We start from the raw sequence: 20,442 nt of genomic DNA, 5'->3' as shown, positions 1-20,442 counted from the left end.
CCAAGAACGGCAAGCATCGGACCTCTACAGACCTTGGCGTATCAAGAACCGCCGACCCGACCGGGTGTTCGCCGACAAGGCGTAACTCAGGCGAAGACGAAAGCGAGGATGAGCAACACAACGAGAAGGGCGAACGTCTCCCACCGTGCCGCGCGCTTTGGCGTGCTCAGCGACATGGGCTTTGTGGACCCTCGGGTCTGTGGCCCGTTGGAGACTGTGTCATCGGAGGTGTCGTCGCTCATCACCCCATGCTGTCACACCATCAGTATTTGCGGCCTGTCGGGGAGATGGACTGCGGCCAACCGTCGGCGGCCGTGAAGATGGCGTCAGCGCCACTGCTGGAGCGGCCGAGGGCCCGGCTTGTTCTCGCACGTAATGGCGGTGCGGTGGCTGGCGCATGACTGCGATCATGTGCCGGACACCGACCCGTGATGCGTAAGGAACCGTTCGCCATGTCTGTGCCTGCCGACCCGACGGTTCTCCATCCCATGCCTGAACAACCGCGGGTGGTACTGCTCAGGCCGCTGGTGAAATCCCCGTTGACCGAGGTCGGGGAGTACTCCTACTACGACGACCCGGACGACGCGACCGCGTTCGAGACGCGCAACGTGCTCTACCGACGTGAGCGCAATCGGGCACGCGCAGCCCCACGACGAAGTATGCGGATTCGTAGCGGCCCCCCAGGTCTGCCAGAGCGACCGGCGTTCTGGTACTCGCTGCCACACGGCACTGCCAAACTGGGCTGAGGCCCCCAGCATCCAGCATTCCCCGGCGGGCGCCGCCGCCAAAGAGGAGAACCCATGCCGGCTAACCGCGAGGCGGTCATCTTCGACATGGACGGCACCCTCTGCGACGTCCGCCAGATCCGGCACCTCATCAACGGGCCCGGCGGCTTCCACGCCTTTCACGCGGCGTCGGCAAGCTGCCCTCCTCATCCGCATGTCGTCGATGCTGCCCGAGCAGCACACGCGGCAGGCATGGCTGTCCTGATCGTCACGGCACGCACGGCCCGTTTCCGGCATCACACGGCGATGTGGCTCGCTCTGCACGACGTCCCATCGGATGCGATGTGGATGCGCGCGAACGGCGATGGCCGGCCCGATGTCGAGGTGAAGCGGGACATCCTGGCCCGGATTCGAACCAGGTTCACGCCGGTCCACGCGTGGGACGACAACCCCAACGTGCTTCGATTGTGGGCCGAGAAGGGCATCCCCGCCACGGTTGTTCCTGGTTGGGAGGACAGGTCACTCGCCGATGTGCGCCCGTAGCTGCGCCAACGGAGTGTCGGGGCCGGCGAGTACGGTGAGGTCGACCAAACGCAGCGGAGGATGGGGTTCACGCACCGCGTGAAGTTGTGCGAGCGCCTCGGGAGCATCGGTGCCCACGTAGAAGGCGGAGGTGGGGATGGCGACCACACCCGCGCGCTGCGGCAACTCGCGGCAGAATTGCACACCGTCCCCGTAACCCCAGGGCCGTACAACCGCTTGCACGGAGCTGCGCCGCGCCCAGGCCTTTGTACGGGAACGCGTCAGTGAGGGGCCTCGGCCGCAGGCCCCCGGAAGGCGCGCCGGTACGCGTGGGGGCTGGTGCCCACCACGCGTTTGAAGCGCTCCCGGAATGCGGTCGGCGAGCCGAATCCGGCCTGGACAGCGATGCGTTCCACCGAGTGCGTCGTGCTCTCCAACAGGGCCTGGGCGCGGCGGATTCGGGTGCGGTGGAGCCACTGCAGCGGGGTGGTGCCGGTCTGTTCACGAAAGCGCCGGTTGAGTGTGCGGGTACTCATTCCGGCGTGGGTGGCGATGTCTTCGAGGGTGAGTTCCCGGTCGGCGTGGTCCTCAAGCCATCCCAGCAGCGGCTCCATCGTGGTTCCGGCGGGCGCGGGAGGCCGGTTGTGGACGATGAACTGGGCCTGGCCGCCTTCGCGTTCGAGCGGCATGACGGACAGGCGCGCCGCGTCGGCGGCGACAGCCGAGCCGTGGTCCTTGCGGATCATGTGCAGGCAGAGGTCGAGGGCGGCGGCGGCGCCCGCGGAGGTGAGGAACTGGCCGTTGTCGACGTAGAGCACGTCCGGATCCACGGTGACCTCCGGGTGGAGGGAGGCCAGGAGCGGTGCGGCGATCCAGTGGGTGGTGGCACGCTGTCCGTCCAGGAGCCCGGTGGCGGCGAAGATGAAGGCGCCGCTGCAGACCGATGCGATACGGGTGCCGTTGGCGGCGGCGCTGCGCAGGGCTTGGCGGACCTCCTCGGGCAGGGGAACAGTGGCGTCGGCCGTGCCGGGCAGGATGATCGTGTCGGCTTCGGCCAGGGCGTCGAGTCCGTACGGAGCCCGCAGGGTGAATGGCCCGGCGTCGACTTCCTCGGTGGCCGCGCAGATCCGGACGCGGTAGGCGGCGCGGCCGTCCGGCAGCCGGGCGCGGGAGAAGACCTCGATCGGGGCGGACAGGTCGAAGGCGATGACCTGGTCGAGCGCGAGTACAGCCACCGTGTGCATGGCTAGAGGCTATGGGTTGCGTGGGTTGCAGCCAATACCCTGACCTGGGGAGTCGTGAATCAAGTGGCCAATCTAACCCTGGTTTCCGCGGGTTCCCAGTGTGACGAGAACCCGTTGGAACGTGGCAGTATTGCCACTTCTCGGGTGTCCGACCGCGGCTCTAGCGTCGGTTGAGGCTCCCCGGCCGGGGAGCCTCACGGCTCTGGAGGACCGCATGATGCTTGCCCAGTTCGTCCTGTTCGACGGCTTCGATCCGCTGGATGTCATCGCACCGTTCGAGGTGTTGGGGATCGGCGGTGTGGCCGGCGAGGGCGCGATCCGTGTGGAGCTGGTGTCGGCGGAGGGGGCGCGTGAGGTACCCAGCGGCGTGGGGACGCTCTCCCTGCGGGCAACCGCGAAGCTGGACCCCCAGCAGGCCGACCTGATCGTTGTGCCGGGCGCCGCCGGGCGGATTCCGGCGAAGGGCGAGGAAGCCGCCGACGAGGAGGCGATCCCGGCGATCCTCGGCGGTGCGTTGCAGACGGAACTGCCTTCGCTGCTGAAGGCGGCTCTCGATGAGCCGGGGCTGACGGTGGCCACGGTCTGCGGCGGTTCCCTCATCCTCGCGATGGCGGGCCTGATCGACGGACGGCCCGCGACGACCCATCACATGGGCCTGGACGCTCTCGAGGCCACCGGCGCTGTCGTCGTCGCCGCCCGGGTGGTCGATGACGGCGACCTGGTCACCGGCGCCGGTGTCACCTCCGGCCTCGATGTCGCTCTGCATCTGCTGGAACGCGAGCTGGGCCCGCGCGTCGCGCATGCGGTGGAGCAGGTGGTCGCGCATGAACGCCGCGGCGTCGTCTGGCGTCCGGAAGGCCTTGTGCCCGCGGGCCTGTAGCGCACCTCGAACCGGCAGGCGGGGAGACGACTCGCCCCGGGAGGACCGGCCGTCCGCCGGCCTCCCGGGGCGTCGCCCGCGCCGTGCCGCCACATGTCCGTACGTACGAAAGGGCGATCCGCCCCGTGACGAAGTTCCTTCTCGCCGTCCACGTCCTGGCCGCGATCATCGCGATCGGGCCGGTGACCGTGGCCGCCAGCATGTTCCCCCCGGCCGCCCGCCGGGCCCTGTCCGCCCCCGCTGATGGACACGTGTTCTCGTCGGCGCGTCTGCTGCACCGGATCTGCCGTGTCTACGCCGTCCTCGGTGTGGTGGTACCGGTCTTCGGGTTCGCCACCGCCGGCAGTATGGGTGTGCTGGGTGATTCCTGGCTGATCGTCTCGATCGTCCTGACGTCCATGGCCGCCGTGGTGCTCGGCGCTCTCGTCCTGCCCCGCCAGAGCGCGATCCTGGCCGGCCTGGAGTCAGCCGCGCCCCCCGGAGCGGACGACGAAGCAGCTCGGCGGATGACCGTACGCCTGGCCATGTTCACCGGCATCTTCAATCTCCTGTGGGCCGTGGTCACCGTACTCATGATCGTCCGGCCCGGTTCCAGCACAGGAGCGTGAGCATGTCGTCCCTGCGACCTTTCGGGATCGCCGCTCGCGTCGAGCTGTTCTCGCTGGTCCTGCTGCTGGCCAACCTCGCGACCGTGCACTGGAAGGCCGTCTCCTCAGTGATGGGCCCCACGCACGGCTGCGCGTATCTGTTCGTCGTCATCGCGGCCCTGCAAGCCGAAGACGCGACCAGGGCGACGCGGATCACCGCCGGGATCCCCGGCATCGGCGGTCTGCTCGCCCTGCGCCGGATCCGAGCGGCCGTACGCGATGCACCGTGACCGGAGCGGCCGGACAGACGGGCAGGTGACTGCCGTCAACGGCGGCCGTTCAGGAGGGACAGGACGGCGTGCCGCACCCTCATCCGTGCCATCCGAAGCGTTCGGTGATCAACGGGAGCCGGTCGGCGACGATGGCGTGGGCCGCCGCCCGCGGCGTGCTTCCGTCGGCCTCGGCCCGGGCCAGCATCCGGTCGGTGAGGGCGCGCAGGGAGCGCCGGATGTGAGCGAAGGCGTCGTCGGGGTCGGGGCCGATGTCACCGAAGAGCGTCCACCACCACCAGGCGTTGGCGGCGGAGTTCACCACCACATCGGGCAGGACAGTGACTCCCCGGGCGGCAAGCAGTTCCTCGGCCTCCGGCAGTACGGGCATGTTGGCCGCCTCGACGACCCAGCGGGCGGTGATTCCGCGCTCGTTGGCCGTGTTGATGCAGTACGAGACGGCGGCCGGCACCAGGACCTCCGCGGGTGTCTCCAGCCAGGCCGCGCCGGGCAGTTCGGTGTCGCCGGGCCGGAGCGCGGTGCGGTCGACCGTGCCGTACGGATCGCGCGCGGCGAGCAGTGCCTCGACGTCGAGGCCGTCCGGGTTGGCGATCGTGCCCTTCACGTCGGCGACCGCCACGACCGGCAGGCCGGCGCGGGAGAGGAACCGGGCGGTGGCTCCGCCCATCGTGCCCAGGCCCTGTACGGCGACTCGCGTGCTCGCGTACGGCACTTCGGCCCGGTCGAGGGCGGTGAGGGCCGACTCGGCGACTCCGCAGCCGCCGACCAGCTCGTCGAGGCCGATGTCCTCCACGTCGGCGGCGAAGGCGTCGGTCAGCCGTCGCCGGGCTGCCCCCTCGTCGTCCAGCAGCGGGTACACCGCCTGGATGGAGGAGACGAGTCCCGCCTCGGCCACGGCCTCGTCCACCCGGTCCTGGGTCAGGCCCAGGTCCTCACCGGTGGTCCAGAACTGCTCGATGTACGGGCGCATGGCGCGCAGATAGCGGACCAGCACACCGTACGCGGCCGGGTCGTGCGGATCGCAGTCGATACCGCCCTTGGCGCCGCCGAGCGGAATGTAGCGGGCGGTCGGGTCGTAGTGCAGGGCCTCCTTCATCGTCATTCCACGCGCGAGCCCGGCGACTTCGTCGAGCCCGCAGCCCTGACGCATCCGCAGGCCGCCGCTGCACACGCCGCGTACAAGACGGTCGATCACGAGGAAGCCCTGGCGGCCGGTGACATGGTCGGTCCAGCTGGTGGAGAGAAAGGGGGCTGCGGCGGTCACGGGCCGCTCTCCTCGGGGACGGTGATGACGGTGGGGCCGGGCGTGTCGAGTGCCGTCCGCAGGGCGTCGGCGAGCTCGCCCGGGGTGTCGGCCCTGGCACCCTGGCCGCCGTACGCGCGGGCGAGTGCGGCCAGATCCGGCGAGGGGAGGTCCACGGCGGTGGGGGAGTCGCCGCGGGCGGTCATCTCGTCGCGGATCTCCCCGTAGCCGCCGTTGTCGAATACCACGACGGGGAGGGGATACCTGAGCTGAGCGGCCGTGCCCAGCTCCTGGACGGTGAACTGCAGTCCGCCGTCCCCGCTGAGCGCGATCACCTGCCGCCGCGGATCCGCGGCCTTCGCGCCGATCGCGGCGGGGAGGGCGTAGCCGAGGGTGCCGAAGCCGGTGGGGTGGAGGTAGCGGCCGGGCGGGTCGACGGGGAGGTGGGGGAGCGCGCCGTAGTAACAGCACTGCGCGCTGTCCGAGGTGATCACCGCATCGGGTGCGAGGACCTCCCGGATCGCCGCGAGGTACGGGAGCCAGGGGGCGTCGCGCTCGGCGGTCTCCCAACTGCGCGCTGCGCGCAGGGCGGTGGCGGTGGCGGCGGTGGTGGTGGGTGGTGCGGCGGTGGTGGTGGTCGAACGGGCGGGGGGCATGAAGTAGGCGGTCGTGTCGGCGGGTCCGGCACCGTCAGGGAGCGAGCCGGCTTCTGCTGTTCCGGTTTCTGCCGTACCGGTTCCTGCCGTACCGACTGTCTCAGCGGCAGCGGCAGGGGCAGGGGCAGGGGCAGTGGCAGGGGCAGTGGCAGGGGCAGTGGCAGTGGCAGGGGCAGTGGCAGTGGCAGTGGCAGTGGCAGTGGCAGCGCCGGCGGCCGCGGGAGTGGCGGTGGCTGCGGCCGCCGCGTCCGTGGCGGGCAGCAAGCCGGTCAGCAGGTCGGTCAGAACCGCCCGCGCATCGCCCACGAGCGCGATCCCCGCCGGCAGGCCCGCGTACATCTGCGCCGGGTCCAGATCCGCCCGGATCAGCGTGCCTCCGAGGGAAAGCCCCTCGCACCAGAGGTCGGATTCCGCGAGCTCCGTGCCGACGGCCAGCACCACATCGCAGTCCGCCAGCCATTCCCGCACGGCCGGACTGTGCAGCGCGACACCCACGGAGAAGGGATGGGACTCCGGGACGACACCCTTGCCGTTGGCGGTCGTCACCACGGGTGCGCCCAACTTCTCCGCCAGCGCCAGACATTCGGCAGCCGCGCTGCGCGACCCGCCACCCAATACCAGCGCGGGGCGGCGCGCTGACGTCAACGCCGTGGCCGCCGCTCGTACGGCCTCAGAAGCGGGCCGGAGGGGCGCGATGACCGGCGCGCGGCGCGCGGCGCCCACCGGTTCAGCCGACTCCAGCAGGTCGAGCGGGATCTCGATGTGCACCGGCCGTGGCCGCTCGCCGCGGAACAGGGCGAAGGCGCGGGCGACCGCCGCATCGATCTCCGCCACCGAAGAGACCCGGTGGCTGAAGGCGGCGATATTCCGGAACACCTCGCTCTGGCTGCGCATTTCATGCAGCAGACCGACCGGCTGCCGCGGATGGCGCAGCGGCATCCCGGGTGAGACGACGAGCAGCGGCACGCTGTCGGAATACGCCTGCCCGACGGCGGCGGCGATGCTGAGCAGGGCGGGCCCGGTGGTGGTGATCGCGACGCCGGGGCGGCCGGTCGTCCGGGCGTAGCCGTCGGCGGCGTACCCGGCGCCCTGCTCGTGGCGCGGCGCGATGTGCCGGATCCCGTACGCCGAGAGGTGCCGGTAGATCTCCAGGTTGTGCGTGCCGGGGATGCCGAAGGCGAGGTTCGTACCGTGCGCGGCCAGCGCCCGTACGGCCACCTCACCGCCCGTCAGTGCCCTCATCGCACACTCCGGGAGAGGGCCCGGCCGCGTACTGCCGCCTGTGGCTCGGCCATCCGCTGGGTGCGCGGGTACAGCTCGGTGGGGAGGACGGACATGGTGCCCCCAGGCTCGGACGGCGGCAGAGACAGCGACGGCGACGGCGACGGCGACGACGGAGCCACGGCAACGGCGCAGTGGCACCGCGTATGGCGAACCGCGAACCGCGAACCGCGAACCGCGAACCGCGCACCACGGCGACCGCGGATCGCACGGTTGGCGGCTCCAACTGAATAGTCATTCAGTATCCGGACGGCGTGGAGCGCCTGTCAACGCCGCGCACCCCGCCCCCGGCCCCGGTGCGCGACCATGGAGGGATGGACGGTGAACTGTTCCCCCGCACCCGCGCCGAAGTGGCTCCCGGGGCCGTTCACGCCCCCGACTGGCTCGATCCCGACGCGCAGCGCGAGCTGGTCGACGAGTGCCGCGAGTGGGCGAAGCCGCCCGCGGGGCTGCGTACGGTGCGGCTGCTCAGCGGCGCGGAGATGTCGGTCAGGCAGGTCTGTCTCGGCTGGCACTGGGGCGTTGTGCCGCGCTGTCCGAACTGCGGGCGGGCGGTGAGGAACAGTCCGCAGTGCCCCGGCCCGCACTGGTTCCCGTACAGCTATGCGCGCATGGTGATCGACGGCGACGGCGCTCCGGTGAAGCCCTTCCCGGAGCGGCTCGGCGACCTGGCGCGCAGGGCGGTCGAGGACGCGTTCGGGCAGCCGTGCACCGCCCCGTACGACATCGCGCTGATCAACTTCTACGGCGCGGACGCCCGCATGGGCCTGCACCAGGACTGCGACGAGCGGTCGGACGCCCCGGTCGTCTCGTTCAGCCTGGGCGATTCCTGCGTCTTCCGCTTCGGCAATACGCGGACCCGCACCCGCCCCTGGACCGATGTCGAGCTCCACAGCGGCGACCTCTTCGTCTTCGGCGGCCCGTCCCGGCTCGCCTACCACGGAGTGCCGCGCACCCGCCCGGGCACCGCCCCGCCGGCTCTCGGCCTCACCGGCCGCCTCAACATCACCCTGCGGGTCAGCGGTCTGGACAGCGACAGCGCGGACCGCCCTTCGCCGGACTGATCCCGGCCACGCCACGCCGCGCACCTGCCGTCGGGCGACGATCCCACTGGTCCGGGGCGCTGCAGAGACGCCCGAGGCCACCGACTACCCTCGGCTGCCAAGCACGTGGGACATGGGGGGAGTAACGGGGGACAGGTGACGTGGGAGAGGCACCCGCCATGGACGCACTGACAGCTGAGGACCCGCAATGGATCGGTGACTACCGGTTGCTGGGCAGACTCGGCGCGGGCGGCATGGGCCGGGTGTATCTGGCGCGTTCCGGAGGCGGGCGCACCGTGGCGGTCAAGCTCATCAAGGCCGGGATGGCCGAGCAGAGCGAGTTCCGCCACCGCTTCCGCCAGGAGGTCGAGGCCGCCCGCCGCGTCGGCGACGCGTGGACGGCGCCGGTGCTCGACGCCGACACCGAAGCCGAGGTCCCCAGGGTCGCCACCGGCTACATAGCCGGGCCGTCACTACAGCAGGTCGTCGGCGGCCCGCCCGAGGACGGGCGGGGCCCGCTGCCGGAACACTCCGTACGGACCCTCGCGTTCGGACTCGCGCAGGCGCTGCGAGACATCCACGGCGCCGGTCTGATCCACCGTGACCTCAAACCCTCCAACATCCTGATCACCATCGACGGCCCCCGCGTCATCGACTTCGGCATCGCCCGGGCGCTGGAGTCCGCCGCGGAGGACGGCGTGACCCTGGACGGCACGGTCGTGGGCTCGCCCAGCTTCATGTCGCCCGAGCAGGTACGGAGCGAGCGCGTCACCGCGGCGAGCGATGTCTTCTGCCTCGGCACGGTGCTGGCCTACGCGGCGACGGGGAGAACGCCGTTCGGGAGCGTCGACAGCGGGATCCACGCGGTGATGTTCAAAATTGCCGAGGAGGATCCGGACCTGAGCGGGCTGCCGGACGGACCGTTGCGCGCACTGATCGCGTCCTGTCTGGCCAAGCAGCCCGGTCTGCGCCCGACGCCGGACGAGATCGCGGCGCGTACGCGCCCGGAGGAATCGGGGACCGCGGCGCCGCCGTGGCTGCCCGCTCCGCTCATCGCCCAACTCGGGCGGCAGGCCGTACGGCTCCTTGACACCGACACCCCGCCGTCCGGAGCGCCCGGACATCAGTCCGCGTACGCCGCGCGGCCGGCGCAACCGGACGTCTCAGCGGCTGCGGAGTTCCCCCAGTCCTCGCAGTCTTCGGAGGCACTGGAAGCTTCGGAGGCCGACACCTACACGCTGCCGGCGGGCCACCACGGTCCGCCGTTGCCCGAGCCCGGCCACGGGGCCGCTGAGCGCCCGGGACAGCGGGCCCGCCGGGCCCTGCTGGCCGCCGCCGCGGTGGTGGTCGTCGCGGCGGTCGCGGGCACCGCTGCCCTCCCGGCGCTGCGCGGTCGGGGCGACGACGGCGCAGGGGCATCCGCATCCGCCGTTCCCCAACCGTATGTCGGTACGTGGTCGGGGGCCGTGGAGCGGGACGGGGAACCCACCGGCGGGTACCGCCGCTTCGTCATCTCCCGGGGAGAGATCGGCGAGTTGGTGGCCACCAGCATCAGCCTCGGCGGGACGTACCAGTGCAAGAGCGACGGCAAGCTCGTATCCACCGACGACGGGGTGCGGCTCGACACCAAGGTCGTCAAGAGCAGGCCCGAGGGCCGGTGCGCCGCGCTCGGTGAGCACTTCCTGAAGCTGCGCTCGGCCTCCACCCTCACCTGGTCCGCCGCGGGCCGCAACGGCACGCTGCGGAAGGTGGTGCCCGGGTCGGAGCGCGTCCCCGAGGGCTATCTCGGCACCTGGGAGCAGCAGTTGAGTGGCGGCGGGGGAGGCGGGCGGCAAATGATCGTCCGGCAGGCTCCCGTGGGCAGCCCGGTCCTCTCCCTCGTCTCGGACGTCAACGGCAGACACTGCGAGGCGAGCGCCGAACTGTTCTCGGTCGGCGAGACGCTCATGGTGGGCCCCTCGGTGGTCACCGAGTCCGAGCCCGCGGGCGGGTGCGAGGCGGGTGCGTCCTCCACACTCCGGAGGGTGGACGGTGGGCGCGGGCTCCACCGCGAGTTCACTGGTGGCGACATGGAGCCTCGGACGTACGCCAAGGTGCGGTGAGGATCCGGCCGGTCTGCGGGGCGCCGACCCGGACGGCTTCCGGATCTCGTCGCAGAGAGTGATTGATTTTCCCTAATTTTCACTCACAGTGATGAATTGCCGGTTAGAGTCCGCCCGTACCGGGGATGGGCCAGCACCGTGACGGTGAGCGGTGAAACAGGGTCCGCGGGCGACGAGTCCGTGGTCGGTCCGGGTGAGCTGGCCAGAGACGTCAGCGAGGGTCGTGCGGGCGTCGTATTGATGCGCACTGACAGCTTTGTGCAGCTCAGGCCGCTCGGCGGCGGACGGCAGTGGGACGCCAAGCCCGAGAGCGTCCGGCGAATGACTCCCCGGGAAGAGCTCAGTGTGCGGCTCGCCTGGGTCAACGCCGGGCACAGATGGGGGCGGTGAGTCCGGCGCATCGCGCCCACCCGAGATCATCGCCCACCCGGGATCGCCACCCGCCCGCGGCGCTCCCACGCCGACCGGCTCGGCAACCCTTGATATGTGACTAAAAGGTCACCTATTATCGACGGCATGGACGCAGTGTTCAGAGCCCTCGCCGACCCGACGCGGCGGAGCCTGCTCGACGAGCTCTTCCGTGAGGACGGGCAGACGTTGAACGCCCTCGCGGAGCGCTTCGAGATGACGCGCTTCGGCGTGATGAAGCATCTGAAGCAGCTCGAAGAGGCGGGCCTGGTGGTCGCCAGGCGACGAGGCCGCGAGAAGCTCCACTTCCTGAACCCGGTCCCCATCCGGCTCGTCCACGACCGGTGGGTGAGCAAGTACGCCGAGCCCTGGGCGGCTGCGCTCAGCGGTCTCAAGAGCACACTGGAGAGTCCCATGGAGAAGATCTTCGAGATCTATATCCGCACGACCCCGGAGCGACTCTGGGAGGCGATCACCGACCCCGAGATCAGGAGCAAGTACAACTTCGGTGTCGGGGTCACCTCGGACTGGACGCCCGGCTCGCCGTACGAGATGAGCTCGCCACGCGCCGACGCACCGCTCGGCGAGGGGGAGAACCTCGAGGTCGACCCGCCCCGCCGGCTCGTCCAGAGCATGATCGCGCTCTGGAGCGACGACGTGAAGAACGAGGGCACCTCGAGAGTCACTTGGGAGATCGAGCCCGTCGGCGACTCCTGCCGTCTGACCGTGACCCACGACCAGCTGCGCGAGGGCGCGAACGAGGAGCTCTACGGCGGCTGGCCGATGATCCTCTCCGGCCTGAAGACCTGGCTCGAGACGGGCGAGCTGCTCACCACGCCGGGATCGCTGCTCTATAGCTGAGCTCTATGACTGCGGAGCTGAGACGCGGAGCCGCTGCCCCGCGCACGGTTGTCTCCCTCCTCTGGGCGCGGTCTCTGTCGGAGCGCGAAACTGGGCGCGGTCTCTGTCGGAGCGCGAAAATCCGGCGAACAGGATGAGACGGCAGGGGAGTACCTGAGGGGCGCGCGTGGTTGTGAGGGGGAGCGCTTCACCCGCAGCCGGGCGCATCCCCGGGCCGCGGAACGGTCGGGGCGGACCGGAGCGGACACCGTCGGAGCCCGCCCCTCACCCCCTGACCTGCGGTGACGCTCTCGGGATATACCAAGATTATTTCCCGGTGCTCATAATGGAAGGTACGGAGTGCGCCCCACCTCGGGCGCGCTCCCCGACGTCCTCACCCTGGAGGTTCCGTGACCGGATCCAGCCCCCGACGCTCCCTGATCACCCGGCTGCGCCCCGCGTCCTTCGGCGCGGACCCGGCCGGAGAGCGGCTGGAACGCATCCGGCAGTCCCCCCAGTACGCCGACGGGCAGTTCCGCAATCCCGTCCCCACCCGCACCATGCTCCCCGGCTCCGCCATGCCGATACTGCGCACCCAGTTGAGCCGCGCCGACCGCGCCGGCCGATCGCCCGTCGCCCCCATCCCGGTGCACCGGCCCGACACCGCCGACTGGGGGCAGCCGCCGGCCTCCGGGCTGCGGCTGACCTGGATGGGGCATGCCAGTGTGCTCGCCGAGATCGACGGGCACCGGGTGCTGTTCGACCCGGTCTGGGGCGAGCGCTGCTCGCCCTTCACCTTCGTCGGGCCGCGGCGACTCCACCCCGTACCCGTACCGCTCACCGAGCTGGCCCGGGTCGACGTGGTGGTCATCTCCCACGACCACTACGACCACCTCGACATGCCGTCGATCCGCGCGCTGGCCCGGACGGGAACACGGTTCGCCGTGCCGCTCGGCGTCGGCGCGGACCTGGAGCACTGGGGCGTCGCCGCCCAGCAGATCACCGAACTCGACTGGCATGAGTCGACGCAGGTCGGGGCACTGACCCTGACCGCGACCCCGGCCCGCCACTTCTGCGGGCGCGGACTGCGCGGCGGGATGCGCACCCTGTGGGCCTCGTGGGTGGTGGCGGGGCCCGATCACCGGATCTTCCACAGCGGCGACACCGGCTACTTCCCTGGTTTCGCGGACATCGGCGCACAGTACGGCCCGTTCGACGCGACCATGATCCAGATCGGTGCCTACAGCGAGTTCTGGCCGGAGATCCATATGACCCCGGAGGAGGGGCTGCTGACGCACGCCGACCTCTCCGGAGGCAGCCCGGCCGGGACGCTGCTGCCGATCCACTGGGGCACCTTCAACCTCGCGCCGCACCCGTGGGCCGAGCCTGCCGAGCGGACGGTGGCGGCGGCGCGGGAGGCCGGGGCGAAGGTCGCCGTGCCACGGCCCGGAGCGCCGTTCGAACCCGCTGCCGACCAGACCGTCGACCCGTGGTGGCGTGCGGTCGCCGTGCCGCCCGCGCACGGCTGGCCGAGCAGCACCGGCACGACTGCCGAACCGGCCATGGGAGGGGCATTCGGCTCCGCGCCCAGTCCGGCCGCCGGCTCTGCGCCCAGTCCGGCCGCCGGTTCCACGGCCGGTGCCGCTGCCGGCTCCGCGTCCGAGGGCTTTACGACCGCCCCGGCCGACGGCTCCGCGACCGGCACGGCCTCCGGTTCCTCCGCCGGACCGGCCACCGCCACCGCACCGTCGTCCTAGCCCGTCCGACGGCGGACGGCGCACGCCAGGCGGGGTGGGCGGTGGGCGGCGTACCGCGGGCGGCGCCATGCGTCGGACCAGTCGGCCCCACGTCCTAACCGGCGTCCGGTTCCTCCAGCGTCGAGAAGGCGTACGAGAATGACGCGGGTGCCGCGGCGAGCCCGTACTGCGGAAGCACACCGGGTCCGCAGGACTGGCTGCCGATGCCGTGCAGCCCGTGGTCCAGGTTCACCCACACCGCCGGCCCCGGCCTCAGATCCGGGGTGTGCGCGGCAGCGTCCAACTGCTCGCTCGTCCAGCGCCGGGCCGTGAACCAGAAGGCGGGGGAGCCCTCGATCCGCAGCCCCGTGCCGTCGATGCGGCGCAGCTCCGCCCACCGGACATCGGCCCGGGCGCCGTTCTCCTGCGGCCGGACGTACGGGGTCTGCAGCGCGTCGACCGGCATGGCCCAGCGGCCGATCCGGGAGGCGGACCGTGTGTCCGGGTACGCCTCGCCCGGACCGCCGCCGTACCACTCGGCGCGTCCGAGGCTTTCGCACACGCCCAGCCGCACGCCGAGCCGTGGCAGCGGGCACGGCCATACGCCCTCGGGCGTCACCGACACGTTCAGCCGCAGCACGCGCCCCTTCCTGCCTCCGACTCCGCCCCTGTCCCGATCCGCATTCGTATTCGCATCCGCATCCGCATCCGCAACCGCTGCTCCGTCTCCGTCTCCGTCCGCGCTCCAGCGGAAGGTCGTGTCCAGAGCCAGGTCGTTGGCTGCCGGCGCGACCCGGGTACGGACCACCAGTTCCGCCTCCCCGGCCTGTACCGAGACCACCCGGTGCTGCATGCGGTGCAGGCCGAGCCCGCGCCAGACCGGGCCCATGCGCAAGTCCGGCTGCCAGGGCGCGCCCTCGTCGTTGTCCGTCGGAGCCCGCCACACATCCAGCCGGGGTGCCACGATCTCGAAGCCGTCGAGGTAGCGCAGTGCGCCGGTGGCGGCGTCGAACGTGCCGGGGCCGAGGACCAGGAGGTTCCCCTCACCCCGGCGCGGGACGGCCAGTGCAACGGGGGCCCGCGGCGGGACGCGCGTGGCGGCCGGGAGCTGAGCCCACGCGACCTCGTGCCCCGCCCCCGCCCACCCGGTGTCGCACGCGAGCACGGCCCGTACGGTCCACAGCGCCTCGCTGCCCGCACGTTCCGGCGCCGGGGCCGGCGGCGCGGGCAGCTTGAGCTCCGTCGACTCGCCGGGCCCGAGCGGCGGAACCGCCAACTCCCCCTCCGCCGCCGGGACTCCCTCGACCTCGTACGACCAGAGGAAGGAGAGCCCGGCCAGGTCGGCGAAGTCGTACCCGTTGGTGATCCGTACGGTGCCGGCCTTTCCGTCGCCCTCGATCCGGACCGGCTCGATCACCTTCTTGTACTCGACCAGGCCGGGGGAGGGGGTGCGGTCGGGGAACAGCAGGCCGTCGCAGACGAAGTTCCCGTCGTGCAGCTCCTCGCCGAAGTCCCCGCCGTACGCGAACCACCGCTGCCCGTCCTCAGTGCGGCGGGCGATGCCGTGGTCGATCCACTCCCAGACGAAACCGCCCTGGCAGCGCTCGTACGTCTCGAACAGCCGCTGGTAATCCTTCAGGCCACCCGGCCCGTTGCCCATCGCATGGGCGTACTCGCACAGGATGAACGGCAGTGCCCGCCGCCGCGTATCCAACTCCGAGTCCCCCCACGGGGTCTCGGAGCACCGCCCGATCCGCTCGACCTCGGCGTGGTCCGCGTACATGCGGGAGTAGACGTCCGTGTCCGCGCAGGACTGATCGCCCTCGTAGTGGATCGGGCGGTGCGGGTCGCGGTCGCGGATCCACTGGGCCATGGCGGTCAGCCCGCGCCCCGAACCGCACTCGTTGCCCAGCGACCACAGGACGATGGAAGGGTGGTTCTTGTCCCGTTCGACCGTCCGGGCGGCGCGGTCGAGCAGCGCCGGGGTCCAGCGGTCGTCGTCCACCGGGTTGCCGCGCCAGCCGATCGCGTGGAAGCCATGGGTCTCGAGATCGCACTCGTCGATCACCCAGAGCCCGAGCTCGTCGCACAGGTCGAGGAAGGCGGGGTGCGGCGGATAGTGGCTGGTGCGGACGGCGTTGATGTTGTGCTGCTTCATCAGCAGCAGATCACGGCGCATCGTCTCGCGGTCGACGGCCCGGCCGTGCTCGGGGTGGAACTCGTGCCGGTTGACTCCGCGGAAGAGGATGCGCCGTCCGTTGACCTTGAGAACACCGCCCTCGACGGTGACCGTGCGGAAGCCGATGCGCAGCGGTACGCGCTCTCCGCCCGTCGTCAGGACGGCATCGTAGAGCCGCGGAATCTCGGCGCTCCACGGTTCCACGGGAACGGTCGCGGACTCTCCGGCTGCGAGGTCCAACTCCAGCTCGGGCACGCTGATCCGGCCGTTTCCGGGCTCGGACTCGACGCGGAGGGTGCCGGTACCGTCCGTGTGTTCGTACGCGGCGTGCACGAAGAAGTCGCGGACCGCGCCCTCGGGGCGGTGCAGCAGCGACACCTCCCGGAAGATGCCGGGCAGCCACCACTGGTCCTGGTCCTCCAGATAGGTGCCGGACGACCACTGGTGGACCCGGACGGCGAGAACGTTGCCGGCCGGTCGCAGCAGCCTGCCGACCGCGAACTCGTGCGGCAGCCGGCTGCCCTTGAAGGTGCCGAGCTCCTCCCCGTTGAGCCAGACGCGGGCGCAGGACTCCACGCCGTCGAAGCGCAGCACCGCCTCGCCGTCCCAGTGATCCGGGCCGTCCGGGCCGGGGAGGTCGAAGACGAACCGGTGGTCGCCGGTCGGGTTCTCGGTGGGCAGGTGCGGGGGGTCGATGGGGAAGGGGTAGGGGGTGTTGGTGTAGGCGGGGGAGCCGTGGCCGTGCAGTACCCAGTGCGCGGGAACGGGCAGTTCGCGCCAGCCCGAGGCGTCGTAGTCGGGGCGGGCGAAGGACTCGTCCTCGGCCGTCGCGGTCGGGGACAGCCGGAAGCGCCAGATGCCGTTCAGGCTCATCCGGGCGGCGTCGGAGGCGGCGTACCAGGCGCGGGGCGGCAGGGTGCCCTGCCCGGGGGAGGGGTCCTCGTAATAGGGGAGGGAGGGGAGGGGAGTGTCCGGAGTGTCGTGGGCGTCGCTCATTCGTCTCCTCAAGGCGCGCGCGCTCTGCAGTCCTGCACCACACCCTGCAACAGCCGGTGCCGGAGGAGAATGGACCCAGCTGACGACTTATGGGATTTCGCTCCTGCGGGGGGAGCGCGAGGCAGCGCGGGGGGCGGGGCCGTAGCTCGGGTCACTCCGGGGCGCTGCGGGTCACTGGGGACGGTACTGCGGATCGATGCGGGTCGATGCGGTCACTGCGGGCGGTACTGCGGGTCGATGCGGTGACTGCGGGCGGTACTGCGGATCGATGCGGTGACTGAGGTGAACTGCGGTGACTGCGGTAACCGCGGCGAGGTGGGGGCCGTCGGCCGAGGTTCCCAGGGCGTCGAGGCCGAGGTTCCCAGGGCGTCAGGTCAGGGCGTCAAGTAGGAGTGGAAAACGCCCTCCGGGTCGTACTGCCCCCGCACTGTCTGCAGACGCTGCCAGTCGTCCGGTGTGAACGACCGTTCGGCGCGGGAGGCATCGGCGGTGAGGTCGGCCTCGCCGACATAGTGCCCGGTCCCCAGCGGCTCCACGGTGCGCACCGCCTCGCGCAGCCAGCGGATGTTGAGGTCGTCCTCCGCCGGGTCCGCCCACACCGCGTAGGGGACGACATAGCTGTCGCCGAGCAACGAGAACGCCATGTTGCGCAGCAGATTCCGGTCGCGCGAGACGGACGATACGGGGGCGAGTACGTGGGACTTGTCGGAGGGAGCTTTGGCGACCGCGCCAGTGAGCTTGGAAAGCAGCGTCGTCAAGTCCGTCTCCGACCAGACGGTGTCGGTGGCGTAGCGGTACTCACGGGGCAGCACGGCGTCGGAGTTGGCGTGGAGGTCGTCGAAGGTCGTCGGTTCGTTCAGCGCACGGGAGAGGGAGCGTTCGGCGAAGGGGCAGTTGTTGAGGGGCTCGAGGGACTGGGCCGCCGTATCCCCGGAATCCGCGTAAGCGGTGGCGGCCACGGTGATCACCTTGGGCTTCGGCGACTGCGTCGTCATGCCGGGGGCGGCGGTACCGAGTACGAGCACCAGTTCGACGGTCGGATCGAGCTCACGGGCGGTCTGGGTGGCCCAGTTCGAAACCCGCTCCGTATCCGCCAGAGGGAAGGCGTAGGTGGTCGTCATGATCGCCTCTGGGAGCGGATACAGGCCGAGGCGGAAGCTGGTGACGACAGCGAAGAAGCCGGGCCCCGCTCCACGTGCCGCCCAGAAGAGGTCGGGGTTCTCGTCCTCGTTGCAGCGGACCACTTCGCCGTTCGCGGTCACGGCTTCGATCTCGCGAACGCTCGCACAAGCCGGGCCCAGGACACCGGAGTTCCAGCCGAGGCCGCCACTGAGGAGATATCCCCCGAGGGCGACGGATCCGCAGTGCCCGGTGGGAAAGGCGAGGCTGTGCCGGGCGAGGTCGGAAGCGAGTTCATGTCCGGTGATGGCGGGCTGTGCGGTCGCTGTCGCGGAAGAGACGTCGATGGCACACCTGCGGAGTGCGGAGAGGTCGATGAGCATGCCTCCATCGCGTACCGGTGATCCGATCCAGCTGTGCCCGCCCGCTCGTACGGCGATGCGCAGACCCCGGGACCGAGCCAGCGCGATGGCTTCCGGAACATCCCGTTCGGAGGCGGCACGGAGAATTACGTCGGGGTATCGCTCCGGCTTGAGGCCGTTCCACACCATGCTCGCCCTGGTGCTCTCGTACTCGGCGTCGCCCCACTGGACGAAGTTTCCTTCGATCCCTCGGGTCTGAGTGTGATCGGGCATGGTGGACTCCTCGCCTTCGCGCCTCCGCCTGATGTCTCACGAACGTCTCACGAGTTGCGCCATGGTCTCGCGTCTCGCGTCTCGTGCCGGGGCGGACTTGCGGCTGCTGCGGACGAAGCTGGAACTGAATATCGGGAATCCGCAACCCGCGAACGTGTTACGGGGTGCCAGAATGGCGCCAGAGACGTACCTACCGGAAACGTATTACTGGACGCATTTCAAGTTTACTCGGCTGCTTATCTGTCTGCTATCCGTCTGCTCCGAGAGCGGCGTGGTGGCGGGCCTGAGAATTCCGCCGTGCATTTGCACCCATTAGCGCAGGGCGGATTTCTTCGGTCCCGGCCGCTGGGTGACTGGTTACTGTCTTCCTGGGCCGGGTTTCGCCGCCGGTGAGAACCTCTTGTTTGGTGTCCCTTCGATACGGGGCGGACCTCGTCCGGATTCCTTGACGAGCACACTGACGTAGCATCACTCCCCTGTACGACGAGACGTACTGGTCCTCCCCAAACGGCTCGCGTCGGGGCGCGGGGCTGGCCACTGCACGAGGGCACGGCGAGAGCCCACGCGTTCTCCGTCCTCCGACCCCGCGCCCGCCTTCGCCCCGCACCTCAACTCACCTTTATGTGCGGTGGGTTGGGATGCGGGAAGGGACACCCGCCCGGGCCCTGCACTCGTGCCCGCCGGAAGGCATGAGGCGCGCGGGCCCGGGGAGGGTGACGTCGGGGCCGCAGACTCCGACGAAGCCCCGATAGGGAGGCGAGCCGCATGGCGAACAGCAACGGCACAAACGGAAGCAACGGCGAGGGAGCGGCCGAGGGAGCGGCCGAGGGAGCGGCCGAGGGAGCGGCCGACGTCCCGGCCGACCGAACGGCCGACGGCAGCCCTGCGAACGGAACGGCTAGGACCACCGGCACCGACAACACCCACCGCTCCGACCATCTGGAGACGCCCGACGGCGCGCGCGTGGCGACGTACACCTGGTTGCCCGAGGGCAGCGACCCCCGGGCGCTCGTGCAGATCGCGCACGGTGCCGCCGAACATGGGCTGCGCTACGACCGGTTCGCCCGCTTCCTCGCAGGGCAGGGCTATGCCGTCGTGGCATCCGACCACCGTGGCCATGGCGCCACGGCCGCGTCGACCGGTGGCTACGGCGTGGCGGGAGACGACGGATGGCGGGCCGTCGTCGCCGACCTCAAGGCGGTCGGCGACCGGGCGCGTGCCGAGCATCCGGGGACGCCCCTGGTCCTGCTCGGTCACAGCCTGGGTTCGATGCTGGCTCGCGACTGCGCACAGGAGTACGGCGACGAGCTCGCCGGGCTGATCCTCTCGGGCACGTTCCGTTCGCTGCCCGGTGCGGAGACCGAGGGCGCGATCGCGGACCTGGAGCGGGAGATCGCGCAGCGCGGCCGCAGCGCACTGTCCTCGTTCATCCCGAACCTGTTCGCATCGTTCAACGACCCCTACACCCATCGGACCGGCTTCGAGTGGCTCTCGCGCGACGAGGCCGAAGTGGACGTCTACGTGGCGGACGAGCGCTGCGGCTTCCCGTTCAGCGCGGGGCTGGCACTGGACTGGGTGCGGGCCGTACGCAAGATCAACGACCCCCGGAACCTCGCCCGCATTCCCACTGGGCTGCCGGTGCACATCGCCGTCGGCACCGAGGACCCCTGCCATCAGGGGATGACGCTGATCTACGAACTGCTGGAGGACTTCCGCTACCTCGGTACCGAGGACCTGAGCTGGAAGGCGTACCCGGACGCCCGGCACGAGATCCTGAACGAGACGAACCGGGACGAGGTGCAGCACGACCTGCTGGACTGGCTGAACAAGCACACCTGAGGTCGCGCTGAGCGGGGTCGTTGTCAGTGGCGGGCGTTACGGTCGGTGGCAGTGGGTAATCGCTGCCAGTCGGGCTGGTCGAACTGGTCGAACTAGTCGAGCTGCCCGACTGGTCAC

At 70.7% G+C, this 20,442-nt stretch carries 15 protein-coding genes and 2 pseudogenes; 11 read left to right on the top strand and 6 right to left on the bottom strand.

Going from position 1 to position 20,442, the window contains the following annotated elements; translation table 11 throughout:
- Window positions 1-452: 452 nt before the first annotated feature.
- A pseudogene (locus ABZW18_RS02945) lies at window positions 453-617 on the top strand (antibiotic acetyltransferase); the annotation flags it as partial.
- A 183-nt stretch (window positions 618-800) separates the two neighbouring features.
- Window positions 801-1,268: a hypothetical protein gene (locus ABZW18_RS02940; RefSeq protein ID WP_356181166.1), complete on the top strand. Its 468-nt coding sequence runs from the start codon at window positions 801-803 to the stop codon at window positions 1,266-1,268.
- A gap of 117 nt (window positions 1,269-1,385) precedes the next feature.
- Here the strand turns inward: ABZW18_RS02940 and ABZW18_RS02935 are convergent.
- Both ABZW18_RS02935 and ABZW18_RS02930 read right to left on the bottom strand, forming a co-directional pair.
- Window positions 1,386-1,478: pseudogene (locus tag ABZW18_RS02935) on the bottom strand (aminotransferase); the annotation flags it as partial.
- A 50-nt stretch (window positions 1,479-1,528) separates the two neighbouring features.
- The gene (locus ABZW18_RS02930; RefSeq protein WP_356181163.1) at window positions 1,529-2,491 is read right to left on the bottom strand and encodes a helix-turn-helix domain-containing protein; all 963 of its coding nucleotides are present in this window, start codon (window positions 2,489-2,491) and stop codon (window positions 1,529-1,531) included.
- A gap of 217 nt (window positions 2,492-2,708) precedes the next feature.
- On the opposite strand from ABZW18_RS02930, the gene ABZW18_RS02925 reads away from it, so the two are divergent.
- The 3 genes from ABZW18_RS02925 to ABZW18_RS02915 all read left to right on the top strand — a co-directional run bounded on the left by ABZW18_RS02925 (window position 2,709) and on the right by ABZW18_RS02915 (window position 4,248).
- Entirely contained in the window at window positions 2,709-3,371 is a 663-nt protein-coding gene (locus tag ABZW18_RS02925; RefSeq protein WP_356181442.1) for a DJ-1/PfpI family protein, read from the top strand.
- Between the two features lie 125 nt (window positions 3,372-3,496).
- Entirely contained in the window at window positions 3,497-3,979 is a 483-nt protein-coding gene (locus ABZW18_RS02920) for a DUF2269 family protein (RefSeq protein ID WP_356181160.1), read from the top strand.
- Between the two features lie 2 nt (window positions 3,980-3,981).
- Window positions 3,982-4,248 carry a DUF3817 domain-containing protein gene (locus ABZW18_RS02915; RefSeq protein ID WP_356181157.1) on the top strand — a complete coding sequence of 89 codons (267 nt, stop codon included), beginning with the start codon at window positions 3,982-3,984 and terminating at the stop codon, window positions 4,246-4,248.
- A gap of 79 nt (window positions 4,249-4,327) precedes the next feature.
- On the opposite strand, the gene ABZW18_RS02910 is transcribed toward ABZW18_RS02915, so the two are convergent.
- Window positions 4,328-5,512 (bottom strand): Glu/Leu/Phe/Val dehydrogenase dimerization domain-containing protein, encoded by a 1,185-nt coding sequence (locus tag ABZW18_RS02910; protein WP_356181154.1) that lies wholly within the window; start codon window positions 5,510-5,512, stop codon window positions 4,328-4,330.
- Window positions 5,509-7,389, bottom strand: a complete 1,881-nt coding sequence (locus ABZW18_RS02905) for a thiamine pyrophosphate-dependent enzyme (RefSeq protein WP_356181151.1) — start codon at window positions 7,387-7,389, stop codon at window positions 5,509-5,511. The genes ABZW18_RS02910 and ABZW18_RS02905 overlap by 4 nt, the downstream gene beginning before the upstream one ends.
- Before the next feature lie 353 nt (window positions 7,390-7,742).
- On the opposite strand from ABZW18_RS02905, the gene ABZW18_RS02900 reads away from it, so the two are divergent.
- From ABZW18_RS02900 to ABZW18_RS02880, 5 genes are all read left to right on the top strand, one after another.
- On the top strand, window positions 7,743-8,492 hold the full coding sequence (locus ABZW18_RS02900; RefSeq protein ID WP_356181148.1) for an alpha-ketoglutarate-dependent dioxygenase AlkB: 750 nt from the start codon (window positions 7,743-7,745) through the stop codon (window positions 8,490-8,492).
- Between the two features lie 158 nt (window positions 8,493-8,650).
- The gene (locus ABZW18_RS02895) at window positions 8,651-10,573 is read left to right on the top strand and encodes a protein kinase (RefSeq protein WP_356181146.1); all 1,923 of its coding nucleotides are present in this window, start codon (window positions 8,651-8,653) and stop codon (window positions 10,571-10,573) included.
- A 144-nt stretch (window positions 10,574-10,717) separates the two neighbouring features.
- Complete coding sequence (locus tag ABZW18_RS02890) at window positions 10,718-10,963, top strand: hypothetical protein (protein WP_356181143.1); 246 nt, start codon at window positions 10,718-10,720, stop codon at window positions 10,961-10,963.
- A gap of 126 nt (window positions 10,964-11,089) precedes the next feature.
- Window positions 11,090-11,842, top strand: a complete 753-nt coding sequence (locus tag ABZW18_RS02885) for a metalloregulator ArsR/SmtB family transcription factor (protein ID WP_356181140.1) — start codon at window positions 11,090-11,092, stop codon at window positions 11,840-11,842.
- A 389-nt stretch (window positions 11,843-12,231) separates the two neighbouring features.
- A complete protein-coding gene (locus tag ABZW18_RS02880) occupies window positions 12,232-13,578 on the top strand; it encodes an MBL fold metallo-hydrolase (protein ID WP_356181137.1) in 1,347 nt (448 codons plus the stop codon).
- Window positions 13,579-13,672: 94 nt separating this feature from the next.
- On the opposite strand, the gene ABZW18_RS02875 is transcribed toward ABZW18_RS02880, so the two are convergent.
- Window positions 13,673-16,732 carry a glycoside hydrolase family 2 TIM barrel-domain containing protein gene (locus tag ABZW18_RS02875; RefSeq protein ID WP_356181134.1) on the bottom strand — a complete coding sequence of 1,020 codons (3,060 nt, stop codon included), beginning with the start codon at window positions 16,730-16,732 and terminating at the stop codon, window positions 13,673-13,675.
- 374 nt (window positions 16,733-17,106) lie between these two features.
- Window positions 17,107-18,486, bottom strand: coding sequence for an FAD-binding oxidoreductase (locus tag ABZW18_RS02870; RefSeq protein ID WP_356181131.1), 1,380 nt, complete (start codon window positions 18,484-18,486; stop codon window positions 17,107-17,109).
- Between the two features lie 765 nt (window positions 18,487-19,251).
- Between ABZW18_RS02870 and ABZW18_RS02865 the strand changes: the two genes are divergently transcribed.
- Window positions 19,252-20,325, top strand: coding sequence for an alpha/beta hydrolase (locus ABZW18_RS02865; RefSeq protein ID WP_356181128.1), 1,074 nt, complete (start codon window positions 19,252-19,254; stop codon window positions 20,323-20,325).
- Window positions 20,326-20,442 lie beyond the last annotated feature (117 nt).

The sequence above is a fragment of the Streptomyces sp. NPDC004647 genome, assembly GCF_040609575.1.
Lineage (GTDB): Bacteria > Actinomycetota > Actinomycetes > Streptomycetales > Streptomycetaceae > Streptomyces.
Note: the sequence above shows the minus strand (reverse complement) of the source record. Positions and strands in the feature narration are given on the sequence as shown.

Coding starts and splice junctions, on each gene's coding strand:
- ABZW18_RS02885 (WP_356181140.1), top strand. CDS start 11,090: ATGGACGCAGTGTTCAGAGCCCTCGCCGACCCGACGCGGCGGAGCCTG.
- ABZW18_RS02925 (WP_356181442.1), top strand. CDS start 2,709: ATGCTTGCCCAGTTCGTCCTGTTCGACGGCTTCGATCCGCTGGATGTC.
- ABZW18_RS02915 (WP_356181157.1), top strand. CDS start 3,982: ATGTCGTCCCTGCGACCTTTCGGGATCGCCGCTCGCGTCGAGCTGTTC.
- ABZW18_RS02940 (WP_356181166.1), top strand. CDS start 801: ATGCCGGCTAACCGCGAGGCGGTCATCTTCGACATGGACGGCACCCTC.
- ABZW18_RS02895 (WP_356181146.1), top strand. CDS start 8,651: ATGGACGCACTGACAGCTGAGGACCCGCAATGGATCGGTGACTACCGG.
- ABZW18_RS02865 (WP_356181128.1), top strand. CDS start 19,252: ATGGCGAACAGCAACGGCACAAACGGAAGCAACGGCGAGGGAGCGGCC.
- ABZW18_RS02905 (WP_356181151.1), bottom strand. CDS start 7,389: ATGAGGGCACTGACGGGCGGTGAGGTGGCCGTACGGGCGCTGGCCGCG.
- ABZW18_RS02875 (WP_356181134.1), bottom strand. CDS start 16,732: ATGAGCGACGCCCACGACACTCCGGACACTCCCCTCCCCTCCCTCCCC.
- ABZW18_RS02900 (WP_356181148.1), top strand. CDS start 7,743: ATGGACGGTGAACTGTTCCCCCGCACCCGCGCCGAAGTGGCTCCCGGG.
- ABZW18_RS02930 (WP_356181163.1), bottom strand. CDS start 2,491: ATGCACACGGTGGCTGTACTCGCGCTCGACCAGGTCATCGCCTTCGAC.
- ABZW18_RS02870 (WP_356181131.1), bottom strand. CDS start 18,486: ATGCCCGATCACACTCAGACCCGAGGGATCGAAGGAAACTTCGTCCAG.